The organism is Pseudobacter sp. (assembly GCF_051955275.1).
In the GTDB taxonomy this organism is placed as follows: domain Bacteria; phylum Bacteroidota; class Bacteroidia; order Chitinophagales; family Chitinophagaceae; genus Pseudobacter.
The window spans coordinates 14,119-34,056 of record NZ_JBQCGW010000320.1; the positions used below are offsets into that span (position 1 = coordinate 14,119).

The 19,938-nt window shown below is 48.6% G+C and carries 13 protein-coding genes and 1 tRNA gene; 4 read left to right on the plus strand and 10 right to left on the minus strand.

The features are described 5' to 3' along the window. Nucleotides 1–22: 22 nt before the first annotated feature. Entirely contained in the window at nucleotides 23–1,489 is a 1,467-nt protein-coding gene (locus ACTHMC_RS28740) for a DUF3375 domain-containing protein (protein ID WP_440418527.1), read from the minus strand. Nucleotides 1,490–1,577: 88 nt separating this feature from the next. Here ACTHMC_RS28740 and ACTHMC_RS28745 point away from each other — a divergent pair, with 88 nt between their 5' ends. Together ACTHMC_RS28745 and ACTHMC_RS28750 are read left to right on the plus strand one after the other, a co-directional pair. Further along, nucleotides 1,578–2,411 (plus strand): metallophosphoesterase family protein, encoded by an 834-nt coding sequence (locus ACTHMC_RS28745; RefSeq protein ID WP_440418528.1) that lies wholly within the window; start codon nucleotides 1,578–1,580, stop codon nucleotides 2,409–2,411. Between the two features lie 124 nt (nucleotides 2,412–2,535). Beyond that, nucleotides 2,536–5,064, plus strand: coding sequence for a T9SS type A sorting domain-containing protein (locus ACTHMC_RS28750; protein ID WP_440418529.1), 2,529 nt, complete (start codon nucleotides 2,536–2,538; stop codon nucleotides 5,062–5,064). 169 nt (nucleotides 5,065–5,233) lie between these two features. Here the strand turns inward: ACTHMC_RS28750 and ACTHMC_RS28755 are convergent, their stop codons facing one another. The 7 genes from ACTHMC_RS28755 to ACTHMC_RS28785 all read right to left on the minus strand — a co-directional run bounded on the left by ACTHMC_RS28755 (nucleotide 5,234) and on the right by ACTHMC_RS28785 (nucleotide 17,162). Further along, nucleotides 5,234–6,532 carry an MFS transporter gene (locus ACTHMC_RS28755; RefSeq protein ID WP_440418530.1) on the minus strand — a complete coding sequence of 433 codons (1,299 nt, stop codon included), beginning with the start codon at nucleotides 6,530–6,532 and terminating at the stop codon, nucleotides 5,234–5,236. A 49-nt stretch (nucleotides 6,533–6,581) separates the two neighbouring features. Further along, nucleotides 6,582–7,337, minus strand: coding sequence for a glucosamine-6-phosphate deaminase (locus tag ACTHMC_RS28760; protein ID WP_440418531.1), 756 nt, complete (start codon nucleotides 7,335–7,337; stop codon nucleotides 6,582–6,584). A 30-nt stretch (nucleotides 7,338–7,367) separates the two neighbouring features. Further along, nucleotides 7,368–10,220, minus strand: a complete 2,853-nt coding sequence (locus ACTHMC_RS28765; RefSeq protein WP_440418532.1) for a TonB-dependent receptor — start codon at nucleotides 10,218–10,220, stop codon at nucleotides 7,368–7,370. A 60-nt stretch (nucleotides 10,221–10,280) separates the two neighbouring features. Further along, nucleotides 10,281–11,528, minus strand: a complete 1,248-nt coding sequence (locus ACTHMC_RS28770; protein ID WP_440418533.1) for a hypothetical protein — start codon at nucleotides 11,526–11,528, stop codon at nucleotides 10,281–10,283. Beyond that, a complete protein-coding gene (locus ACTHMC_RS28775) occupies nucleotides 11,515–14,046 on the minus strand; it encodes a family 20 glycosylhydrolase (RefSeq protein WP_440418534.1) in 2,532 nt (843 codons plus the stop codon). Before ACTHMC_RS28775 ends, ACTHMC_RS28770 begins: the two co-directional genes overlap by 14 nt. A 17-nt stretch (nucleotides 14,047–14,063) precedes the next feature. Further along, the gene (locus ACTHMC_RS28780) at nucleotides 14,064–15,584 is read right to left on the minus strand and encodes a glycoside hydrolase family 28 protein (protein WP_440418535.1); all 1,521 of its coding nucleotides are present in this window, start codon (nucleotides 15,582–15,584) and stop codon (nucleotides 14,064–14,066) included. 504 nt (nucleotides 15,585–16,088) lie between these two features. Then, nucleotides 16,089–17,162, minus strand: a complete 1,074-nt coding sequence (locus ACTHMC_RS28785) for a LacI family DNA-binding transcriptional regulator (RefSeq protein ID WP_440418536.1) — start codon at nucleotides 17,160–17,162, stop codon at nucleotides 16,089–16,091. 103 nt (nucleotides 17,163–17,265) lie between these two features. Here ACTHMC_RS28785 and ACTHMC_RS28790 point away from each other — a divergent pair, with 103 nt between their 5' ends. After that, a complete protein-coding gene (locus tag ACTHMC_RS28790) occupies nucleotides 17,266–18,000 on the plus strand; it encodes an esterase family protein (protein WP_440418537.1) in 735 nt (244 codons plus the stop codon). On the opposite strand, the gene aat is transcribed toward ACTHMC_RS28790, so the two are convergent. Next, a complete protein-coding gene (gene aat / locus ACTHMC_RS28795; RefSeq protein WP_440418538.1) occupies nucleotides 17,980–18,627 on the minus strand; it encodes a leucyl/phenylalanyl-tRNA--protein transferase in 648 nt (215 codons plus the stop codon). The two genes, ACTHMC_RS28790 and aat, sit on opposite strands and share 21 nt — an antisense overlap. A gap of 15 nt (nucleotides 18,628–18,642) precedes the next feature. After that, nucleotides 18,643–18,942, minus strand: a complete 300-nt coding sequence (locus ACTHMC_RS28800) for an ATP-dependent Clp protease adaptor ClpS (RefSeq protein WP_440418539.1) — start codon at nucleotides 18,940–18,942, stop codon at nucleotides 18,643–18,645. A gap of 207 nt (nucleotides 18,943–19,149) precedes the next feature. Between ACTHMC_RS28800 and ACTHMC_RS28805 the strand changes: the two genes are divergently transcribed. Further along, nucleotides 19,150–19,224: transfer RNA gene (locus ACTHMC_RS28805), tRNA-Val, on the plus strand. Nucleotides 19,225–19,938 lie beyond the last annotated feature (714 nt).

A 19,938-nucleotide genomic window follows, 5' to 3' on the forward strand; every position in this document is an offset into this window, starting at 1 on the left:
ATTCTTTTAATGTTTGAATGAACTAACGGCTGAAAAGCAGGTACGGCACTTCAATAAAACGCGTTTGCTCCTTATTCAGCGGTATCAGCTCTTTCATATTGGGCAAGGTCTGAACGCGATTACCCTTTTCTTTGAGAAAGCTGAAATAACTGACAACTTCACCCACCCCATGTTCCAGCCCTACTGTATCGATGATCTCACGCAGAGTGGCTGTATGATGTTTTTCCAGCACTGTTTCCACCTGGCCCCATAATTTCTTTTTATCAATAAAGGCAGTATTGAGCATCCTGTTGAAACGTTCCAGGTCTTCCACTTTTTCAGAAGCATTGGCAGGTTGTTTCACTACAGGCGGAGCAGATTTAGGCATCAGTGTGAGCTTGCGCTCCATGCTCATTTTTATCTCTGCCGCCCCGGTAGTGGTAAGGCCTGCATCCACTTTATTCTCATCCATCAGCTGGAATACCAGGTCCTTGATGGAACTGATCTGCTGACGGAGTCTTCTGTGACGTGCGATCTCTTTCTCAGTGATGATGCGGCTCAGTTTCTCCGCCATCTTATCGTTGGCATCGTACACACTGCGCCCCTGCTGCAACAGCAGGCTTTTTATATTACGGACATAATTACTGTTGGTTTCAATCTCACGTTCCTGCAACAATGCCAGCAGGCTGTCCGTCATCTGTTTCCATTCCTCCTGTCCGCTGCGGCTGATGAGGAAGTCCCAGAATGCATAGAAACTCTTGCCCTGGTCGCTTTTGCGGAGCTCATCATATGCGCCGAAAGCAAATCCCAGGATGGCACCCTTGCTGGCTTCCGCCTTCGTGTGTTGCTCCACGATAGCACGGTGGATGCCTTTGAAATTATCTTCCACCTCCCTGAAATCACTGAGGAGCTCGTAGCTGAGACGAATGAACCAGTCGAGCCGCTCCGTTACCTGCGCATTGCTGAACACTTCCGGCTGGTAGCCCATTTCCAGTTTCTTGATCTCCCTGTCTATTTCCGCACGTTTATTCTTCAGGTCTTCCAGGCGGGCGGCGCTGTTGTCCTGCGTGTATTCCACCATTTCCTTAAGGGTCTGGAAGAGGAAGCGGAAACGGCTTTCAGTACCCACGAATTGTCTTTTCTGGAGGCTCTGCAGCCACTGGAACACTTTTTCGGTATGGGAACTGAGCTGGTACTGGGTCACGGAATCCCCGTCCGGAAAATCCTGGAGCAGTCTTTTCTGTACCCAGTTGAGCAGGTATTTGCGTGCACGGCTCTCCTCATCCTCCCCGAATTCGATCCGGGCTTCCTCCAGGTCCTCTGTGCCTTCCGCATGGGTACGCAGTTCCTCCGCCAGTACGGATGTAAGTACCGGTTCCGGAATACTCAGCCTGTTCTCGGATTTGAAGGTCTGGTACAGGAATGGCAATACCCAGTGGGCATTGCGCATACGGATCATTTGTACAGCAGGAGAAGTGGTTAACAGTTCAGATATTTCGGATTGCAACATGCTTTCTTCACGAGATTTGGCGCCCAATTTATTAATAATACCCTAATAGTTAAAAAAACTATCTTCACATCCTATAAAACCTCCTTAGATGCTCACCCGCAGGCGTTTCATTGGTCAGACCATCCGCGCGGCCGTATTGATCGGCGCCGGCAATACCCTCCTTTCTTTCGTACCCGGAACTTTTACCCTGCCAGACAGGAAAAAGGTGAAACTGCGTTTTGCCCTTGCATCCGATGGGCATTTCGGGCAGCCAAAGACTGATTTCGACCTCACCCACTCCACCATGGTCGACTGGTTGAACCGGGAAAAAGAAACCCGTGGCCTGGATTTCAGTGTCATCAACGGTGACCTTTTCCATGATAATCCTGCATTCTTCCCCAAGGTGAAAGCGGTCTGGGACCGGCTGAACATGCCCTGGTATGCCACCCATGGCAATCATGATCATGTACCGGAAGAGGAGTGGAATAAAGCGCTCGGTTATTCCTGGCACCATGCTTTTGAGCAGGGCGATAACGGCTTCATCATCCTGAACACGGCTGATGTGACCGGGAAATATGTTTGTCCTGATCTCAGCTATGCGGAAACCCAACTGAATCGATTCGCCGGCAAGAAAAACCTCTTCGTTTTTATGCATATCACCCCGTTCAAATGGACGGACAATGGCATCGAGTGCCCTGAACTGACTTCCCTGTTTGCGAAACAATCCAATCTCAAAGGCATCTTCCATGGTCATGACCACGACCAGGATGCTGTAAAAGAGAGTGGAGGGAAGCATTATTTCTTCGATGGACATATTGGTGGCAGCTGGGGCGTTCCTTATTATGGCTACAGAATTGTGGAAGTGATGAAAAATGGAGAAGTACTAACCTATCAGATGAACGGAACGCTTTCAAAACAGCAGAATAATAATAGCATTAAGTAGTTCAGGTTGCTTGCCGGACCCGCGTACTCTACTGATGTTCCGGCAAGCAATACCTGCGGCTCAGCATTTCCATGAAACGGCCGGATCTGTTCCATTGTCAGGGAAAAGACTAAATCCAATTTTTATGTCTTTTCTGAAGATCACATCCTTTATCCTTTTTATCAGTGGGTTCCATGCCCTTCATGCCCAAACATTCCAGAAAATTTACCGGGTAAACCCCGGCATTACGCATCAGTTCAGAAAAATGGTGCGCATCAGCCAGGATGAATTCGCCTTCATCACTACAAAACATTTCTATCGCATCGATCAACAGGGGAATGTGCTGGCAGAGCGGAATTGGGATGAGGCAGGTCTGTACCTGGAGCATCTGAGCAGGTTCACCAACGGCGACTTCTGCATTACTGGCTCACTGTACGGCACAAACAATATTATCAGGCTTTACCGGATATCTCCCTCCGGACAGATCACACTGCAAAAAGACATTCATGTAGTCAATAATTTCGACCAGCTTAAACTGGTAGCCGGAAGCAGCGACCATCAATACCTGTCGTTCAGCCACCGTGAACCAACAGGTAACCATGCAGATTTATATTATTTCGATGGACAGTTCAACACCGTATGGAAAAAAGAGTTCACCTTCGATCTTGGTGGCGAGCTGGATGCAGTTGAAGGTGAGAATAATGGCGTGGAGTTGCTTCATAACAGCGGAGGCGTCAGCAAGACCGTCCACCTGAAAGTGGATACAGACGGAGATTATACAGTCCAGCCAGTAAATTACCAGCCCGCAGCAAATACAACAGGTATTCTCAGAAGGATGATCAAAACTCACGATTCCGGTTATCTCTATGCCGGTTACGAAAAAGAAGGAACCAGGAACAATGATATCCTGCTGGTAAAAACAGGCAGGGATGGGAACACAGAATGGGAAAAAAGACTTGACCTGTATTTAGGTGATATCGATGAAGACATTTCGGTTACTGATCAGGGATATATACTGCTTGCCAGAACAGGACTGACACCTCAGGACCAGGATCAGGTGGGGGCTAATATATCGCTGATGAAAATGGATCCTGTTGGGAATCCGTTATGGGTCCGCAGTTTCGGAACAGCAGGAACAGACTATGGAAAAAGCCTGCTGGTGAACCTGGATGGCAGTATCCTTTTTGGTGGTCAGGCCACCACTTATTATTCTGTGTCCTCCGAACCCGTTTTATTCCGGACAGATCAGAATGGATTGATGCAGCAATCCGGCTTCCCTTTACCATTGGTCAATCCATCTCCCGTTATAACCATTAACCCTGACCCCGGTAAAAAAATCCAGCGGCTTGTCAATGGGATTGTTCATTCAGATGACGGAACCATCATGGCTGCACTGGAAATGGATCCTGTAACAGAAAAGTTCCAATCCAGGATCACCCGAACAAACCAACAGGGAGCTGTGCTCTGGCATAAGGAATTGCCATATACTCCATTTGAGAACATACTGATGAAAGCATTATCCGGCGGCCATTTCATCTCCGTAGCCCAGGCAAAAGGCGGGCTGTTCGGGAATGTTTTCAAAGTTTCAAAAACCGACGCCGATGGAAACTTCCTTTGGGTATCTGAAGTATTCAGTACTGCCATCCGCGATATAATACCTGCTCCTGATGGAGGTTTTCTGCTTTGCGGAATGGAAAATGCAGGTCTCGGTTCAGAAACCAGGAAACTCATACTTCTCAAACTGAACAGCACCGGTCAGCAGGAATGGAAACAGGAACACAGCATTCATGGGAAATATATCGTGGGAAGATCACTGGCCATCACACCACAGAATGATATCCTTGTTGCAGGTTATGAAATGCCGATGCAAACTCCTTACGCCAGTCTCTTCCTGGCTAAATTCAATGCACAGGGAATACTTTCCTGGTACAACACTTTTCCTTATGGCCAGAATCAGGCCATCGCCACCAAACTCATCGTCACTGCAGACAACAGTTACCTGATCACCGGATATATCCGCTATTTCGCAGATCTCAATAAACAGGATATCCTATTACTGAAGACTGATCAGCACGGTGTCAGACAATGGGAGAAACAATTCGATTTCGATAAATTCGATGCCGCTTCCGCGCTGCTGGAAACAGCCGGACATTATTTCCTGGCTGGTACCAGCGGCCTGCCGGAACTGGGCCCCAGAGAGAGCTTCGGCTTCCTGATGAAAACAGATCCCGATGGAAATCAGAAAGGAGCTGCATTCTTTGGCAACAAAGGAACAGAGCTCACCTGCACGGATCTTCAGAGCATCAACAACAAGCTCGTTTTTCTGGGTACCATACAACAATCACTGGGTGTGGAAAGACCATTCAGAGCGGAACTGACAGCAGACATCGTATTATCTGCCCCCTTTATTGAAATCAACAAAAAGGTAAAACTCTTCCCTGTCCCGGCTTCCCGAAGGGTAAATCTTCAAATAGATAATGCCTATACAGGAATTGTTCGTATATCTATCACCGGTATATCAGGAATAGTTCTGCTTCATTCAACAATAACCAAATCTCTCCCCTTTCAACAATTTCCACTTGACATATCCGGCTTACCAACCGGCACCTACCTGGTGGAAGCAGTAATGGGAAAAGAAAAGATTTCCCGGAAACTCGTCATCGCAAAACCCTAAGTGAGAGAAGGGTAAATGCCTTGGGGACGAATTGAAGTTTCCTGTTTTCCCTGTTTGTTATGTTTTCGGTTATTGCTGTTGCAGTTGCCGGGGGGCAGGGAAATCCGGCTGCGGTTTAATAACTGAACTGTAAAATTTATATGAGCTGTTGGGTTGGTTTGAAACAATGTCATGCTTCTTTTCGGGACGCAGCGTAAGGCGTCATGCGCGGCGTGATCCAGTGCAATACCAGCCAGGCAAGCAGGAACGATAGTCCGCAGAAAATGAAAATGATATTATAGCCCTGTGTGATGTTGCCGGCTGATTTGTAGAATTCGAGAATACCGCCGATAGCGAGAGGAAAGAGCACGCCCCCAATAGCACCGGCCATGCCACCGATACCTATGACGGAACTTACAGCATTACGCGGAAGCATATCGGATACGATGGTGTAGATATTGGCGCTCCAGGCCGCGTTTCCGGCAACAGCGATACTGATGAGGATCACTACGGTCCACATACTGTCGGTATAACGGGCAGCCATAACCGGAAGTACCAGAAGGGCAGAGATGAGTAAGGTGAATTTGCGGGAACGACCGACATTCCAGCCTCTTTTAATGAGCCAGGAACTGAGGAGTCCCCCGCCGATGGCACCGATGGTAGTGGCAGAGTACACAATAACCAGGGGAAGACTCGGCTTCTTGAGATCGAGGTGGAAAGTGCTGCTGAAATAGGACGGCAGCCAGTACATGAAGAAATACCAGATAGGATCAGTGAAGAATTTACCTGCGATGAAGGCCCAGGTCTGGCGAAGCCGGAAGAGCTGCGCCCAGCGGAGTTTAGGTTCATCGGCTTCCTGCTGCTGATCGGAATTGATATGCGCTAATTCGGATGCTGAGATGCGCGCCTGCTTTGATGGAACGGTGTAAAAGATGCGCCAGATGATGAGCCAGATGAAGCCAAGTGCTCCGGTGATGATGAAGGCTTCCTGCCACCCATACCATCCGAGGATCCAGGGAACCAATACCGGCGCCACGCAGGCGCCGATATTGGAACCGGAATCCAGTATGCCGGTGGCTAATGCCCTTTCTTTTTTGGGAAACCATTCTGCAACAGTCTTGATGGCGGCAGGGAAATTGCCCGACTCCCCGATGCCAAGCGCTGCGCGTGCCGCGCCGAAACCGAAGGTACTGCGGACAGCCGCATGCAGCATGGCCGCGATGCTCCAGATGGTGATGGATATGGTGTAGCCAAGCTTCGTTCCTATCCTGTCGATGATCCTTCCGAAAACAACCAGGCCAACAGCGTAAGAAGCCGTAAAGGCCATCACGATATAACTGTATTCCATCTCCGACCAGCCGAACTGCTTTTCCAGTACGGGTTTGAGAAGACCTAATACCTGGCGGTCGATATAATTGATGGTGGTAGCAAAGAACAGTAAGCTGCAGATAAACCAGCGATAGCGTGTTGTTTTCTGGTAAGGTTGCATCCGGTCAATTTTTTTCGGGGTGACGAAGCAGTAAGATAACAGAAAAATATTACAATGCCGAGGCACTGTCTTCATCCAGGAAAAGGATGGCATTAGGATGCGTCCGCAGGATGGTTGACGGATACTGTTCCGAGATCAAATCATGCACCGTATGCTTCACTGCTTCAGCCTTGTTCTTTCCCGGCACCATACAGAACAGGTAACTGGCCCGTGTAAGTGCAGGAATGGTAAGGGTGAAGGCATAGGAAGGTACATCGGAGGTGCTGGCGAAAGCCCCATCATTCACCTGTTGCTGACGGCAGGCATCATCCAGGTCCACCACCTTAACAAGATGGGGATCGCTGAAGTCGGCTACATGCGGGTCATTGAAGGCAAGATGTGTGTTTTCACCGATACCCATACATACTATATCCGTAGGATAAAGCTCCAGAAGTGCCCGGTAGCGGGCGCACTCCTCCTCTGGATTATCTGTTTGTCCGTTCAGGTAATGTACTTCCAGGAAATCAACCTTACTGAAGATCCTTTCGCGGAGAAAAGGACCAAACTGCTGGGGTGCATCGGGAGCCATGCCGAGATACTCATCCATATGGAAACCGCGGATGCGGTTCCACTCAACTGACTCCTGCAGTAAGGCAGCAAGGAATTCATTCTGACTGGGTGCTGCAGCAAAAACGATATTGACCGATTCTTTTTGCTGCAGCAGCTGCCGGATCCTTGCTGCGGCCAGTTTTGCTGCCTCCCGGCCCATTTCAGCCCTGTTCTCGTAAATGTAAACTGGTAAACTGTCTGCCCTCTTCTCTTTCATTTGGGGATGGTTTTCAATTTGTGTGTTCAATTATAATCTCACTTTCACACCCAGGCGTCCCCAGGTGGAATAATATTGCTTTCCATAGATACGGTTCTCTGCTCCATAATAAGTTCGCTGCGGTGAGTTGGTAAAATTCACCACTTCAGCATATACACTCAGCATATTGCTGAACATATAGGAAGTATTGGCATCGAACTGAAGACGTGTATCACGGATCACATCCGTTGCGTCATCTGCACCAAGCGCAATGGTGTAAGAACCGTTATAGTTCACGTTGCCCTGGATGGAGAATTTCTTGTAAGTGAATGACAGAGAACCATTGGCTGCACTGGCTGCCTGACCGGGAAGCCGCAGGTCCTTGCGCAGTTGCGCATTTGCCTTTGATTTGGTGTAGGTGTAATTGGCCAGGATGCTGAATCCTTTCAGGATACCAGGCAGGAAAGTGAGGTTGGCCTGCGCGTTCAGTTCAAGCCCGAATACAGTGGCTCTGTCGCCGTTCAGCGTGCGGAACCACTGCCAGTCTGTGTAAGGAGCAGCACCCTGGAACTCATCACCTTTCAGTACAGTTACACTTCTGTACTGGAATTTGTCGATGCTCTTGTAAAAGAGACCGGCGGAGAGGATTCCGAGGTTATTGAGATACTTCTCAGCCATCAGATCGAGGTTGGTGGAGAAAGCGGGGTCCAGACCGGGATTGCCATCAGTGATGGTAGAACCCAGGTTATTGATCACTCTTCCCGGCACCAGGTCTGTGAAGGTAGGGCGTGAGTAACCGAAAGTAACAGCGCCTCTGATGAGGGTTGTTTTATCGATATCATATTTGGCCTGAATGTTTGGAAGCACTTTGAGATAATGGTTCCTGGCATTCACTCTTGTAGTGCTCACCCAGGCTTCATCGCCATCCTGCTCTACCACATTGCCATCATAGTCTACATCAGTGTACTCCAGGCGAACACCACTCAAAAGCATCCATTTGCTGAACTGGATCCGGTTCTGTACATATCCGGAAGTCACCTGTTCTACCGCATCGAAGAAATATGGATCGATGCTCATGCGCTGCCCGTTTTCCTGGAAAGTGAAATTGGAAGTATTGATATTGTCACGGAAATATTCGCGAACAGCGTTGGCATTAACCCCAAGACCGAATTTGTAATTGTCATCCAGGAAGCTGCCCGACACTTCAGGGCTTCCTGCGAACATGCTGAGTTTGCCGTTTGCAGAGGGTCCTGAATAAAGGAAGGTACCTGCGGAATTCGGACGGAAACGCTCATTGTGCATGCGTTTGTACTTGCCCCCGAATTTCAGGGAAGCAGTGTTGTTGCCGATGGCATACGGAATGGTGAAATTCAGACGGCCAACAATATTGTTGCCACGCGTTGTATAGTTATCTCGTTCAACGAGGTTGAAATTGTACAGAGCCCCGTCATTCTTCCATTCGCTGCCTCCTACCTGAGGATAATCGGAATAGATATCATTGATCTCCATCACTACGTTCCCTGTCTGGAAATTAAAGGCAGTGGCTTCACTTACATATTGTGATTTGTTGTAGAAACCACCCAGATCAATTTTTACCTTACCGATGGCGAAATCGCTGGTAAGACTGAGGTTCAGGTTTTTGGTTCTTTCATTCTGATCCCGGAATTCATTGTATCCCCTGCCCCTTGTGGTGCGATAGGGAGCATCAGCCGAAGCTTTGGTAGTATTGCCTGTTTGCATGCGGGAGCGCTTGCGATAGCGCTCTGTGATATCTTCCAGATCGTTGTACATGGCATTGAGAACAATATTGGAAGAAGGGCTGAACACATAATCGATGGTGCCCGAAAGGCCCTGCCTGCGGCGTTCACCATTGTATTGGACCAGGCGGATATCTGTAGGGAAAAGGATCGAACCTTTGCCATCACCGAAATCTTTGGGCAGCCATACTTCTGCATTCAGTGCGTCGTAACTGTTTTTGGTGCTGTAGGTGGATCCGGTCACCAGCATACCAAGGCGACCGTTGGGATTGCCATTGTTCCTGATCAGTCTTGTTCCGTAACTGATATTGCCCACATACCCTGCTTTTTCACTCATGCCGTTATAGTTGCCGGCGGCTTCGAGTTTCAGGTTTCGTTTGCCTGCTGAGGCCACGGGTGTTTTCATATTCACGGCGCCAGCGATGGCATCGCCATCCATATCCGGTGTAAGGGTCTTGGTCACTTCCATGGAGTTGAGCACGTCGAGCGAAACACCATCCAGGGAGGCATTACGTTCGCCATTCTCCTGGGTGCCCATCACCTGTTCGCCATTGACGTTGATATTGGTGAAACCTCCGGGTGTACCACGCAGCTGAACGGTGGCGCCTTCGCCTTTATTCCTGCTGATGGTTACACCAGGCAGTCTTTGCAGGGCCTCCGCCACGTTGAGGTCAGGGAAACGTCCCATAAGATCTGCGGAGATCACCTGTTTGATATTGTCGGCCATGCGTTGCTGGTTCAATGCTTTGGCCTGTCCTTCGCGGGAGGCGGTTACAAGTACAAACCGGAGGCCGGTCTTGCCCAGCTGCAAAGTGATGTTCAGGCTGAGCTTCTCATTGGGCCTCAGGGTAACGGTTTGCTCACTTGTTTCGAATCCCATATAACTGGTTACTATCGTGTAAGAACCAGGCTGCAGGTTGAGGAGGGAATAAATTCCCGTCTGGGAAGAACTCACAGTGATGGTGGTGCCTTTCAGGTGAACTGAAGCACCGGTTAAGGCCACTCCATCCTTATCTGCCACCAGACCACTGATGGAACCGGTACTGTCTGCATAAGCCGGTGCGGCATGCAGTAAAAAAGGACTTCCCATAAGCAGCAGGAAGACAAATAATTTCAGGCATAAGCAAGTTTCGGTCAATCGGTTCATAACTGAGTGGGTTTAAAACTTTGTTATTTCGGTTATACTACTTCGTTACATCCGGTCAGTTCATCGATATTGGAAGTTCAGGTAATCTGCAAAAAAACGTACGGCAAAGCTGGTGGCGATATCCCTGTTCACCAGCCAGATCTTTCCTTTTTTGGTCCTGGCCCTGGTTTCGATCACAGCACCGCGCAGGTTGGGATCGGGATGATCAGCTGCGTAACGGTTGTTCAGTAACCAGGTGGCAGAGCGCTGGATATTCTGTTCAAATTCTTTGTACCCCGCCTTTGCCAGCCGCATCCACACGATGCCTGAGAAGGCCACGGCGGATCCACAGATAGAGCCTCTGTCCGGTTCGGTACCATTTATGAATTGTTCATAGAACTGGGTGCCATCTTTCTGCTGGGCTTTGGCATGAACACGCGCTACTTTGGCGGCGGCTTCGATGTACTTCTTCTCCCCTGTCATATCATAAGCCTCCAGGAGCGATTCTGCATACCAGAGATTGAAACGGGGATGGAAACTTTTCTCAGCGGCGTGGTTGGGCATGTATTGCATCCAGAGGCCTTCCGGGCCCTGTTTTTCAACAAGGCTGTTGCAGAGCAGCAGGAAAGCATCCTTGAATTTTTTATCGCCCGAAAAGGAAAATGCGTCTTTGAAGAGCCAGCCTTCAGTGTTGGGACGGGCCACATCGTTGAGCGTTTGCTTTTCTTTGGTTTGCCAGAAAGGCGAGTTCTCTTTCATCACAGTACCGGTCTTCGCTTCTATCACATCGTAACAGACACCCTGCTCAGGGTAATACATATGCTGAAGCATCCAGGCGGCAGCATTGGTAGCAACCTTTGCGTATTTCTGGTCTTTGGTAACGCGGCTCAGTTCATAAATGCCGGGTGTGCCATCGGAGACAGTGGCAAATACATAGTTCTCGCCGCCGATGAAATCACCATGACTGGCGGCCACCATGCCTTTCAGCACAGGGTGATCTTTGATCTCCATGGAGATCCAGTAATCACCGCCACGGCGGGCAGCGCTGAGGATGGCAGGATCATGTGTGATCTTATAGGCAGCCAGCAAGCTGTATACGGCCTGACCGGTATGCCAGGGAACTTCGTATTCGTACCATTTGCCTTCAGTGAGGTTATAATCGCAGCGCGAGCGGCCGGCGGAATCGAGGATCACATCTGCCACATGGGTAGCACAGGTTTTGAGTGCAGATAGAATATCCTCCTTTTTCGGTTGTGCATACAGGTTACCAAACAGTAAAAGCATGATCAACAGGTTCGATATCTGTTTCCGGGTACTATTCCGCTTCATGATCGCCGGTATTTGGATTGAGGTAATATTTGTGTTTATGGTTCACTACGGTTACGGAAGGGTGCAGCCTGAAGGCAAAGGCCCTGTCCGGAAGATTGCCGGGCAATTTGATAACAAGATAATTGATCCCTTTTATTAATGGAACCTGAGTTTGAAAGCCGGAACCAGGCAACATAGTGAGCTCTTTTGCGGCTGGCTGCAATGGCAGAAACTGACCATTGCAATAAAGCTCTATCCCTGCGGTACCATGTAAGAATGCCTGTAAATTCCTGATACTGTCTGATTGAATGGTGGCATAGGCGTACATCCATTGTGATGCATCCATTTCATTCAGATAAGTGATACCTCCGTTGAGCGATGCAAATTTCTTCCAGCGGAAACTTTTACTATCCAGATCAAACTGGTCGCCGGGTTTAGGATAGCCGCCGGTGGCTGCGGGAAAATACAGGAATGATGGCGGCTTGCCGCTGCTGTTGAAAGGACCGCAAAGCAACCAGTTCTGAAAAAAGAACTGATTGGTTTCAAAGACCTGTAACCGGGAAAACAGCGTATCGGGTATTGCCGCTTTCCGGGAAGTCAATGAAAGCAGCAGATCATGCTGATTCTGCAGGTACCGGATGGCAGTTATCTTTTCATCAAAAGATTTGAGGGCATTGTTCAGCCAGTAGTTTTGATTTTCCGCCAGCCAGGCATTCCGGAACATCAACTTACCGGTAGCCAAACCTTCCGACATCAGAAATAGCCAGTCACCGAATGCAAGTTGTTTCAACATGCTGTTGCGTTTATTCGCCGGTTGTTTACTGATATAAGTGATGCCATCCTGAAATCCTGGCATTCCACGTCTGAGGTTGATCATCAGGCGGTACTGTGATATGCTCAAGCGCAGTGCGGCATAATCGTTTTTCCATTTCCCCGTATAACCAGGCAAGATGGATTCTGCCTGGTCCAGGACAGCAGCCGCATTATCCAATCCGGCATTACTGAGTAACAGCTTTCGTTCTTTTTCAGGAAGTACTACCTGATTCCAGAACTGATCTGTCATATTCCAGGTTGCAGGAAGTTTCCGCAATTGTAAAAAAGTATGCAATGCTTTTGTGTAGCAGGCAGCAGAATCATTATAAGCTACCTGGCAATATCGTTTGTCAAAAACAGTAAGATTATCAACCGGTGTATTCCAGCTGGCTTCCGCGGCACGGTACACACCGTACCAGTCAGCAGCGAAGACAGCTGCACCACCATCATCCCATACCGTGGTGAATACCCCCAATGCACTGGCATCACGTCCTGCCTTCGCAAACCCGGCAATATTCTTTACAGCCATTTCATGATCCGGAAAGAGACGGTTTGAATTGAGCACGCCCGGGCAAACCATAAATGACAATCCTCTTTTTTTGAATGGCAGGATCCATTTATCGAAACTCGCCGGTATGCCATATTCCCAGGTCAGCCATACAATATCTACAGGCAGCTGATCTAAAATTTCTTCATGCTGAATGGCGATATCCCCCCAGACCATCAATTGCTTATTATGCTTTCGAACGATACTGTTGAGGAAACTGATATGTTTTGCGTAATAGGTGGCAATGCCCAGGCTGTCGACCCCTTTTTTACTGCTGCCTTTACCTAGATCAAAGGTTTCATCGCAATTAACATTGAACCAGGGAGCGGAGAAGGCCTCACACATTTCACCGATCACATCCGTCAGGAACTGTTTTGCTTTGGGATTATCGGGATCGATGAGATTAGGAGTAGCCTGCATGTCTTTATAATCCGGCAGCGCCAGGATCTTCTCAAAGTGACCGAATGACTGGAAACTGCCGATCAGCTGCATATGATACTTTGCAGCGTAGGTGGAAAGTTCTTTGATATCTGCGATGCTTAAATGTCCATCTGCAGGCGCAATACCGGGATGCGCCTGGGTTTTGATCACATGCTCGATGTAGAAGCTCAGGTAGTTGATCTTAATTTCAGCAAGCCGGCGGATCTGTTCTTTGATAGTGGACACGGTGGGAATGGGACCACGACTGATATCATCAAATACCACCCGGTGCGCAAACGCAGGCTGGTCGGCAATCAGAACGGGCTGAGCAAATCCTGAGCGTGTGAGCTGCCGGAGGGTTTGCAAACCATAAAACAGGCCTGCTTCAGTAAGTGCAGCAATAAAACGTGTATCCTGCTGCATCAACAGGCAGTATCCTTCTTTGCCAGGATTAGTTTGTTGAGCTTTGAAATATTTTGCTACCAGTGCATCTTCTTCAGCATTCTTTCCAAGAAGAATGAGCCTGCAGTTGGCAGGTTTTTGCAAAGGCTGCGCGAATTCAGTGCTGAATTCCTTCCAGAACAACAGCAGTCGTCCCAGTATTGAGTCTCCTGCACTGCTGCTGCTGAAAAGAAGATCTGAAGGGTAATTCAGGCGTTCAGCTGTAGTGGAATAAAAAACGGGCAGCGGCAATACGGGGATCTGCGCCTTGCACAGGTTATACCCATGCATCAGCAGCAAAAACACCCATATTTTCATCAGCCTGTTCAATGTGATTATTTTCGGTTACTAATATACGTTATCCTTACAGCATCCTTCCCCGCCCGGTAAAAATCATTGGATGGGATAGCGGTTCTACTGTTGTTCAGCACACCGTCTTTCGAGTTATTGATAATTATCAGCGGCACGCCGCTTGCTTTCGGCGCAGAAAGGCCATCGATGCGGAAATCTTCTACATCATCGAGCAGAAGCGCAGGACGCTGCTCTGGCTGTTCAGTAACCAGGCTGAGTCCATCGATAGTAAGTCCGGCTACATGCCGCATATAAAACCCTGATGCCGGCAGCTTGCCAAACATGGTAGCTTCGGGGTAATCTTTTTCCTTTTCTTCGGGGATGCGACCGGCATCTGATGCTGCCCCTCCGCCTTTCATCGAAATACTGATATTGCTCAGCCTGATACCGTTTGGTTTTGCACCGGGAATGCCTACGATTGAGCAGCCCGTCTCCCCTGCCCCGGTGGCCTGAATATTGGAGAGATGCACATCCTGTACAATGCCGACAGAGGGCTCGATGGCGGCGGCGATATGTTTCCTTGCCCTGTTGCCCAGGCGGATGAAGAGTGGCACTTCTGCCCCTTCGATCACAATATTATTGATGCTTACCTGCTGCATGCGGCCGCCATCCACTATTTCAAGTGAGATGCCGCTGATACCTGCAGGCTTTCCGTAGATGGTGGTCAGCTGCCGCGAAGGTTTGATCACGCAGTTGCTGATGGTGATATTACGGAAGCCGCCGGTGGATTCAGTTCCGAATTTAAGTGCGTTACAATGACTGCTGAGAATGCAGTTGGTAATGGTCACAAATTCAGTTGGCAATGGCGATGTGCTTTTAAGCGTGATGCCATCATCATCGGAGTCGCCGGTGATATTACTGATGGTAACGTAGCGGCAACCATCGATATCCATCATATCGTTATTGCGGTTGGAATGGTTCCAGATATTGAGGCCATCTATGCGGAGGTATTCGCAGCCCAGGTAATGCTGCATCCAGAACGCGGAGTTCCGGAGCTGCAATCCTGTTACACTGACGCGGCGGCAGTTTGCCATCCAGATCAGGTATGGGCGGTTCATGTAACGGTCTGGTTTTTTATCGGTGGTTACGGGGAATAAAGCTCCCTGTCCATCGATGATGCCTGCCCCTTCCAGGCTCACCTGTTCAGCATTGGCAGCAAAGAGCAGCGCCTGTTTTGCCCAGTCTTCCCCATAAAAAGGAATACCGGCAGAAAGGTGCGGATACTTACGCAGATCAGTATGCGCTAATAAAACAGCGCCTGCTGAAACATGCAGTGTAACAAAACTTTTGAGAATAATGGTTCCACTGAGGAAACGGCCGGGAGGAATGATCACTTTACCGCCGTGTGCATGGCAGCTATCCACCGCCTGCTGTATGAAAGCTGTATTATCTGTTACCCCATCGCCTTTGGCGCCAAAGCGGGCGATATTCCAGTCCTGCGCATAGTTTGCAGAGCTGGTCAGCAGAAAAGCTGTTAATAATGTGTAGATCCTGATCAATGGCATCGCTACAGGTTAGAGCATGTTAGAAAAAGATCAGGAGGCTGCCTAGTCTCAGCCCCCGATCATCGAAACCTGGGAAAAATAAATTTATAGAATCCGGTACTTACAAATTCTTACCGCGTGATGGAACACTGGCGGATCTGATGGAAAGAAGAAAAAATCCAGTTAACCAGGGTGTTCAAACGGCTCGTGCAGGTTGCGGGTTAAGCTGCTGTACTTCTGTAAAACCAAGCCTTGACCAATGAGAGTACAGATTACCTGAGTTCTTGTTACCGGGTCTTGCCATATGAACGGGTTGCTACCGTTTGAACAACCTGATTATAATATCATAAAATCAACAGAACTATTATCGTGTACGTACCCGATACGCTATCTAAAAAAAGCCCTCAACCAGTTTTCCTTATTTCGGGCGATGCTCTTTACTATTTCCGGGTACGTACACGAACATAAGACTTTTTCGGAAATCCTGCAACTACGGGCAAGTATTTTTTTGAGAGATAAGTAGAACTAATTACGGTAAAAGCGGTAATTCTCTTTGGTAATGATATCGATAGGCATGAGCAGGGTCTTTTCCGGCTCCGTATTGTAAACGAGTTTATTGAACAGGCTCATGAGTCCTTTGTACCCTTGCTCCTGCGGCTTTTCGCAGATAAGGAAATGGATCATTCCTTTTTCCAGGAAACTGATATTCTCTTTCAGGAAATCATACCCTATCAGGATCACATTGCTGATCTTTTTCTGCTCCATCCATTTTGCTACCAGCGACACGCGTGAGTTGGTAACGTAGATGGCAGCTGGTTTTACTTCCTGCTGAAAAGCCTTTGTGAGTTTCTGGCTCACGGAAGCATAATCTGTTTGTGTGGTATTGAGTGCAATGATCTCTCTTTTTTTGTCGTGCTCCCTGAAGAAGGCCCTGAAACCTTCATCCTTACGCAGGATGGCATGGTTTCCCGTGATCTCTCTTGCAATGTTCACCAGCAGGACCGGTTCACCGGCATTGGTGCAGAAGTTCAGCAGTTGGGCAGCCAGATAACCGGAGTGAAAGAGTTCAGGCCCGATATAATACTGCCTGTCTGTATCCGGAATATCTGCGTTAATAAGGATATAAGGCACCTGTTCTTTTTCGCAGTAGCGGATCAGCCGCACACTTTCTTCACTGAATGTAGGTGTGAACAGGAGGCCATCCGGTTTGCTTTGTTCGATCTTTTTCACCTGTCTGGTGAAGGATAGCTGGTCGTTCTGATCGAAGAGGAATCTTTCCACATGCACATTATACTGGCGGATCTCGCTTTCAGCCTGGCTTACTCCGTCCAGCGGAGCCTGCCAGAATTCCGTTTCTTCGGATATAGCGGGCAGCAGTACGGCGAGCCGCAGGGTACCTCGCGATGCCAGGGCAAGCCGTTGCGCCAGCACATTTGGCTGGTAGTTCAGTTCGCGGATAATTGCGTTGATCTTCTCTTTGGTTTTCTCCGAAACGCCAGGCCTGTTGTGGATTACACGGTCTACCGTTGCAATGGAGACCTTCGCCCTCCGGGCAATTTCCTTGACGCCTGCGCCCGCTTTGTCCTTTTCTTTTTTCATACCTGTTCACAACAATAGAAAATATTATCCAGATTCCCATGCCTGTATAGGATTTGCCGATGATGAATTTTCGTTATTTTCAGCAAGACAATCAAACCAGCCTATGGAGCGCAAACTCACCGCCTGGCATAGCCCGGCACTGAACAAGAACATGCCTGTGGCCATTTATGGCTACTATGGCTTTGCCCTGCTGCTGATACCTACAGCAGCTGCGGATTACCTGGAGTATGAACGGTTTCAACTGATCGACTCCCTGCGGCCACAGATAGAATCGGGCCTGATGAAGGTATTTTCGATCGACAGCATCAACAATGAGAGCTGGATGAACCAGCATGTTGAGCCAAGGCAAAGAGCGGTCCGTCATCAGCAATGGAACCAGTATGTGTTTGAAGAAGTGATTCCATTCATCCGTCAGCAAACCAGTGCAGACACGCCGATCATCGCCTGTGGAGCCAGTTTCGGGGCATTGCACAGCGCCAATCTTTTCTTCAAGAGGCCTGATCTCATCAACGGATGCATCGCCATGAGCGGAGTGTATGAACTCACGGAGTATACCAGGGGGTATTTTGATGATGATGTATATTTCAACAGCCCTGTGCATTATCTTCCTAACCTCAATGATCATGCGATCCTGGAGCAGATCAGGAAGAGCAGGCATATTCATATACTTTCAGGGAGTGGTGCTTATGAAGCGCCCGATGCAGCGAGACAACTGGCGGGCATCCTGCAGAACAAATCAATACCGTATGATCTGAGTATCTGGGGACCTGAGTGGGCCCACGACTGGCCTACGTGGCGGGCCATGCTGCCGAACGACTTACACTCCGTTCGCCTGTAACAGCTGAATGAATTCTGTGCGGGGGATCATACGTGCACCCAGGCTTTCGAGGTGTGCGGTATATACCTGGCAATCGATCAGCTGCACGCCTTCTGTGATCAATTGTTGGGCGTAGCTGATAAAAGCAAACTTGCTGGCATTGCTCACTTTACTAAACATGCTTTCTCCGAAAAATACATTGCCCAATCTGATGCCGTAACATCCTCCTACCAGTTCTCCATTAAGCCAGGCTTCTGCGCTATGGGCCAATCCTTTATTATGTAATCGGGTATAAGCATCGAGCACATCGGCAGTGATCCAGGTACCGTCCTGCCCTTCCCTGCTGATCTGCTGGCAGTTGCTGATCACTTCACGGAAAGCCTTGTTGATGGTGAATGTAAATGTCTGTTTTCTGAGCAGTTGCTGCATGCTCTTACTGATGCGCAACTCGGAGGGAAAGATCACGAAACGTGGATCGGGGCACCACCAAAGGATGTATTCGCCTTCATACCAGGGGAAGATGCCGCTCCGGTAGGCCAGTTCCAGCCGCTCGAGGGAGAGATCGCCGCCAACGGCCAGGAGCCCGTCCGGTTCAGCCATATGAACGGGCGGGAAAACCAGTTTTTCGTCCAGTGCGAATAAAGGCATGATTACCCTGAAGGATTATGCTGCCACTACTTCAATGGTGGCTCCGATGCCTCTGTCTGTAATGGCATCGCATTGAGGTTTCAATTCATCGAATGTTCCGTTCTTCACGGCGTATTTGCCCTGAAAATGGATGATATAGGCGCACTGCTCGGCCTGCTCAGCAGAATGGCCGCATACCTCCATCAGGGTTTCGATGACATGTTCGAATGTATTCACTTCATCATTCCATACAATGAGGTTACAGGGCTCTTCAACACTGGTGAGCACATCCGTATCATCTTCCTGGTAAGGCCTTGTAGGTCCGTCAAATGCCATAAGTACGATTTATTGATACGCAAAGTTATATAAATATGGGAAGGGTGCAAGCATCCCGGGTTAAGCGTTGAATATGCTTTTGGGCGTATGAGCCATTCAGAATGATGGGGTTGGAGAAAAAAAACTGTATTTTTCCTGACAAAAATTTGGCGGGAATATTCCAATCCCTATCTTTGCACTCCCAAACGAACAAAGGGACACAAAAAAGGGAGTTTAGCTCAGCTGGTTCAGAGCATCTGCCTTACAAGCAGAGGGTCGGCGGTTCGAACCCGTCAACTCCCACTCCACCGGAAGGAAGTACAAAATAAATTGTGCTTCCTTCTTTTTTTTGGCGGAAAGCCGCGTCCCGCGCGAAAAGCGCCTGAACGATCAAATTATCGGAATTGGTTCGAACTGCTCCTTCTTTAAAAGTGAATTTTTCCGGGAAGGTCGAACCAAGGAAATGATATTTCTCCTCTGGGCTTGCCAGCTCGAACATAGTATTCATCTGAGATAAAAAAATTAATCCGTTATCTAGTATGGCCTGATCATCCGGTCCCTTGTCCTCCAGATTGATCATTTGCCTATGCAGCCGGTCTATTTCCGGCCCAAGCCTTTCCTTTATGTTCCGATATTCGTTTGCATCCAGACTGCCATCCAGCATAAGAATTTGGGCGTTAGACAATCTTTTCTGCTGCACCTCCAATTCCGACTTTACTTTGTGTAGGTCAAGGAGTCAAATGAAATCTATCATAGCCGGTGATGGTCAGGCGGCGAGTGCTGCACCCTGCCCTAGCTGGCCATGTGGTGCCAGTGGAAATGGAACATGTAGAACCGGGTTTGACTCGGCAAAGGAAGGATCGTTTGCCAGTTCTCAGGTAATCGTGTTGAGTGTGAATAAGGAAAGAGCATAATAATTGTGATGCGATCTGAAATTATGAAAGTAGTATTTTCAGTTTCGCATCACTTTATAAATAAATTATCAAATGAAATCAATCTTACTAGTTTTTTTCGTTT

Excerpts from the sequence above, each read along its gene's own strand:
- ACTHMC_RS28785 (WP_440418536.1), bottom strand. The coding sequence starts at position 17,162 with ATGAAAAAAGAAAAGGACAAAGCGGGCGCAGGCGTCAAGGAAATTGCC.
- ACTHMC_RS28755 (WP_440418530.1), bottom strand. The coding sequence starts at position 6,532 with ATGCAACCTTACCAGAAAACAACACGCTATCGCTGGTTTATCTGCAGC.
- ACTHMC_RS28750 (WP_440418529.1), top strand. The coding sequence starts at position 2,536 with ATGTCTTTTCTGAAGATCACATCCTTTATCCTTTTTATCAGTGGGTTC.
- ACTHMC_RS28800 (WP_440418539.1), bottom strand. The coding sequence starts at position 18,942 with ATGGCATTTGACGGACCTACAAGGCCTTACCAGGAAGATGATACGGAT.
- ACTHMC_RS28780 (WP_440418535.1), bottom strand. The coding sequence starts at position 15,584 with ATGCCATTGATCAGGATCTACACATTATTAACAGCTTTTCTGCTGACC.
- ACTHMC_RS28775 (WP_440418534.1), bottom strand. The coding sequence starts at position 14,046 with ATGAAAATATGGGTGTTTTTGCTGCTGATGCATGGGTATAACCTGTGC.
- aat (WP_440418538.1), bottom strand. The coding sequence starts at position 18,627 with ATGCCTTTATTCGCACTGGACGAAAAACTGGTTTTCCCGCCCGTTCAT.
- ACTHMC_RS28740 (WP_440418527.1), bottom strand. The coding sequence starts at position 1,489 with ATGTTGCAATCCGAAATATCTGAACTGTTAACCACTTCTCCTGCTGTA.
- ACTHMC_RS28760 (WP_440418531.1), bottom strand. The coding sequence starts at position 7,337 with ATGAAAGAGAAGAGGGCAGACAGTTTACCAGTTTACATTTACGAGAAC.
- ACTHMC_RS28765 (WP_440418532.1), bottom strand. The coding sequence starts at position 10,220 with ATGAACCGATTGACCGAAACTTGCTTATGCCTGAAATTATTTGTCTTC.
- ACTHMC_RS28790 (WP_440418537.1), top strand. The coding sequence starts at position 17,266 with ATGGAGCGCAAACTCACCGCCTGGCATAGCCCGGCACTGAACAAGAAC.
- ACTHMC_RS28745 (WP_440418528.1), top strand. The coding sequence starts at position 1,578 with ATGCTCACCCGCAGGCGTTTCATTGGTCAGACCATCCGCGCGGCCGTA.
- ACTHMC_RS28770 (WP_440418533.1), bottom strand. The coding sequence starts at position 11,528 with ATGAAGCGGAATAGTACCCGGAAACAGATATCGAACCTGTTGATCATG.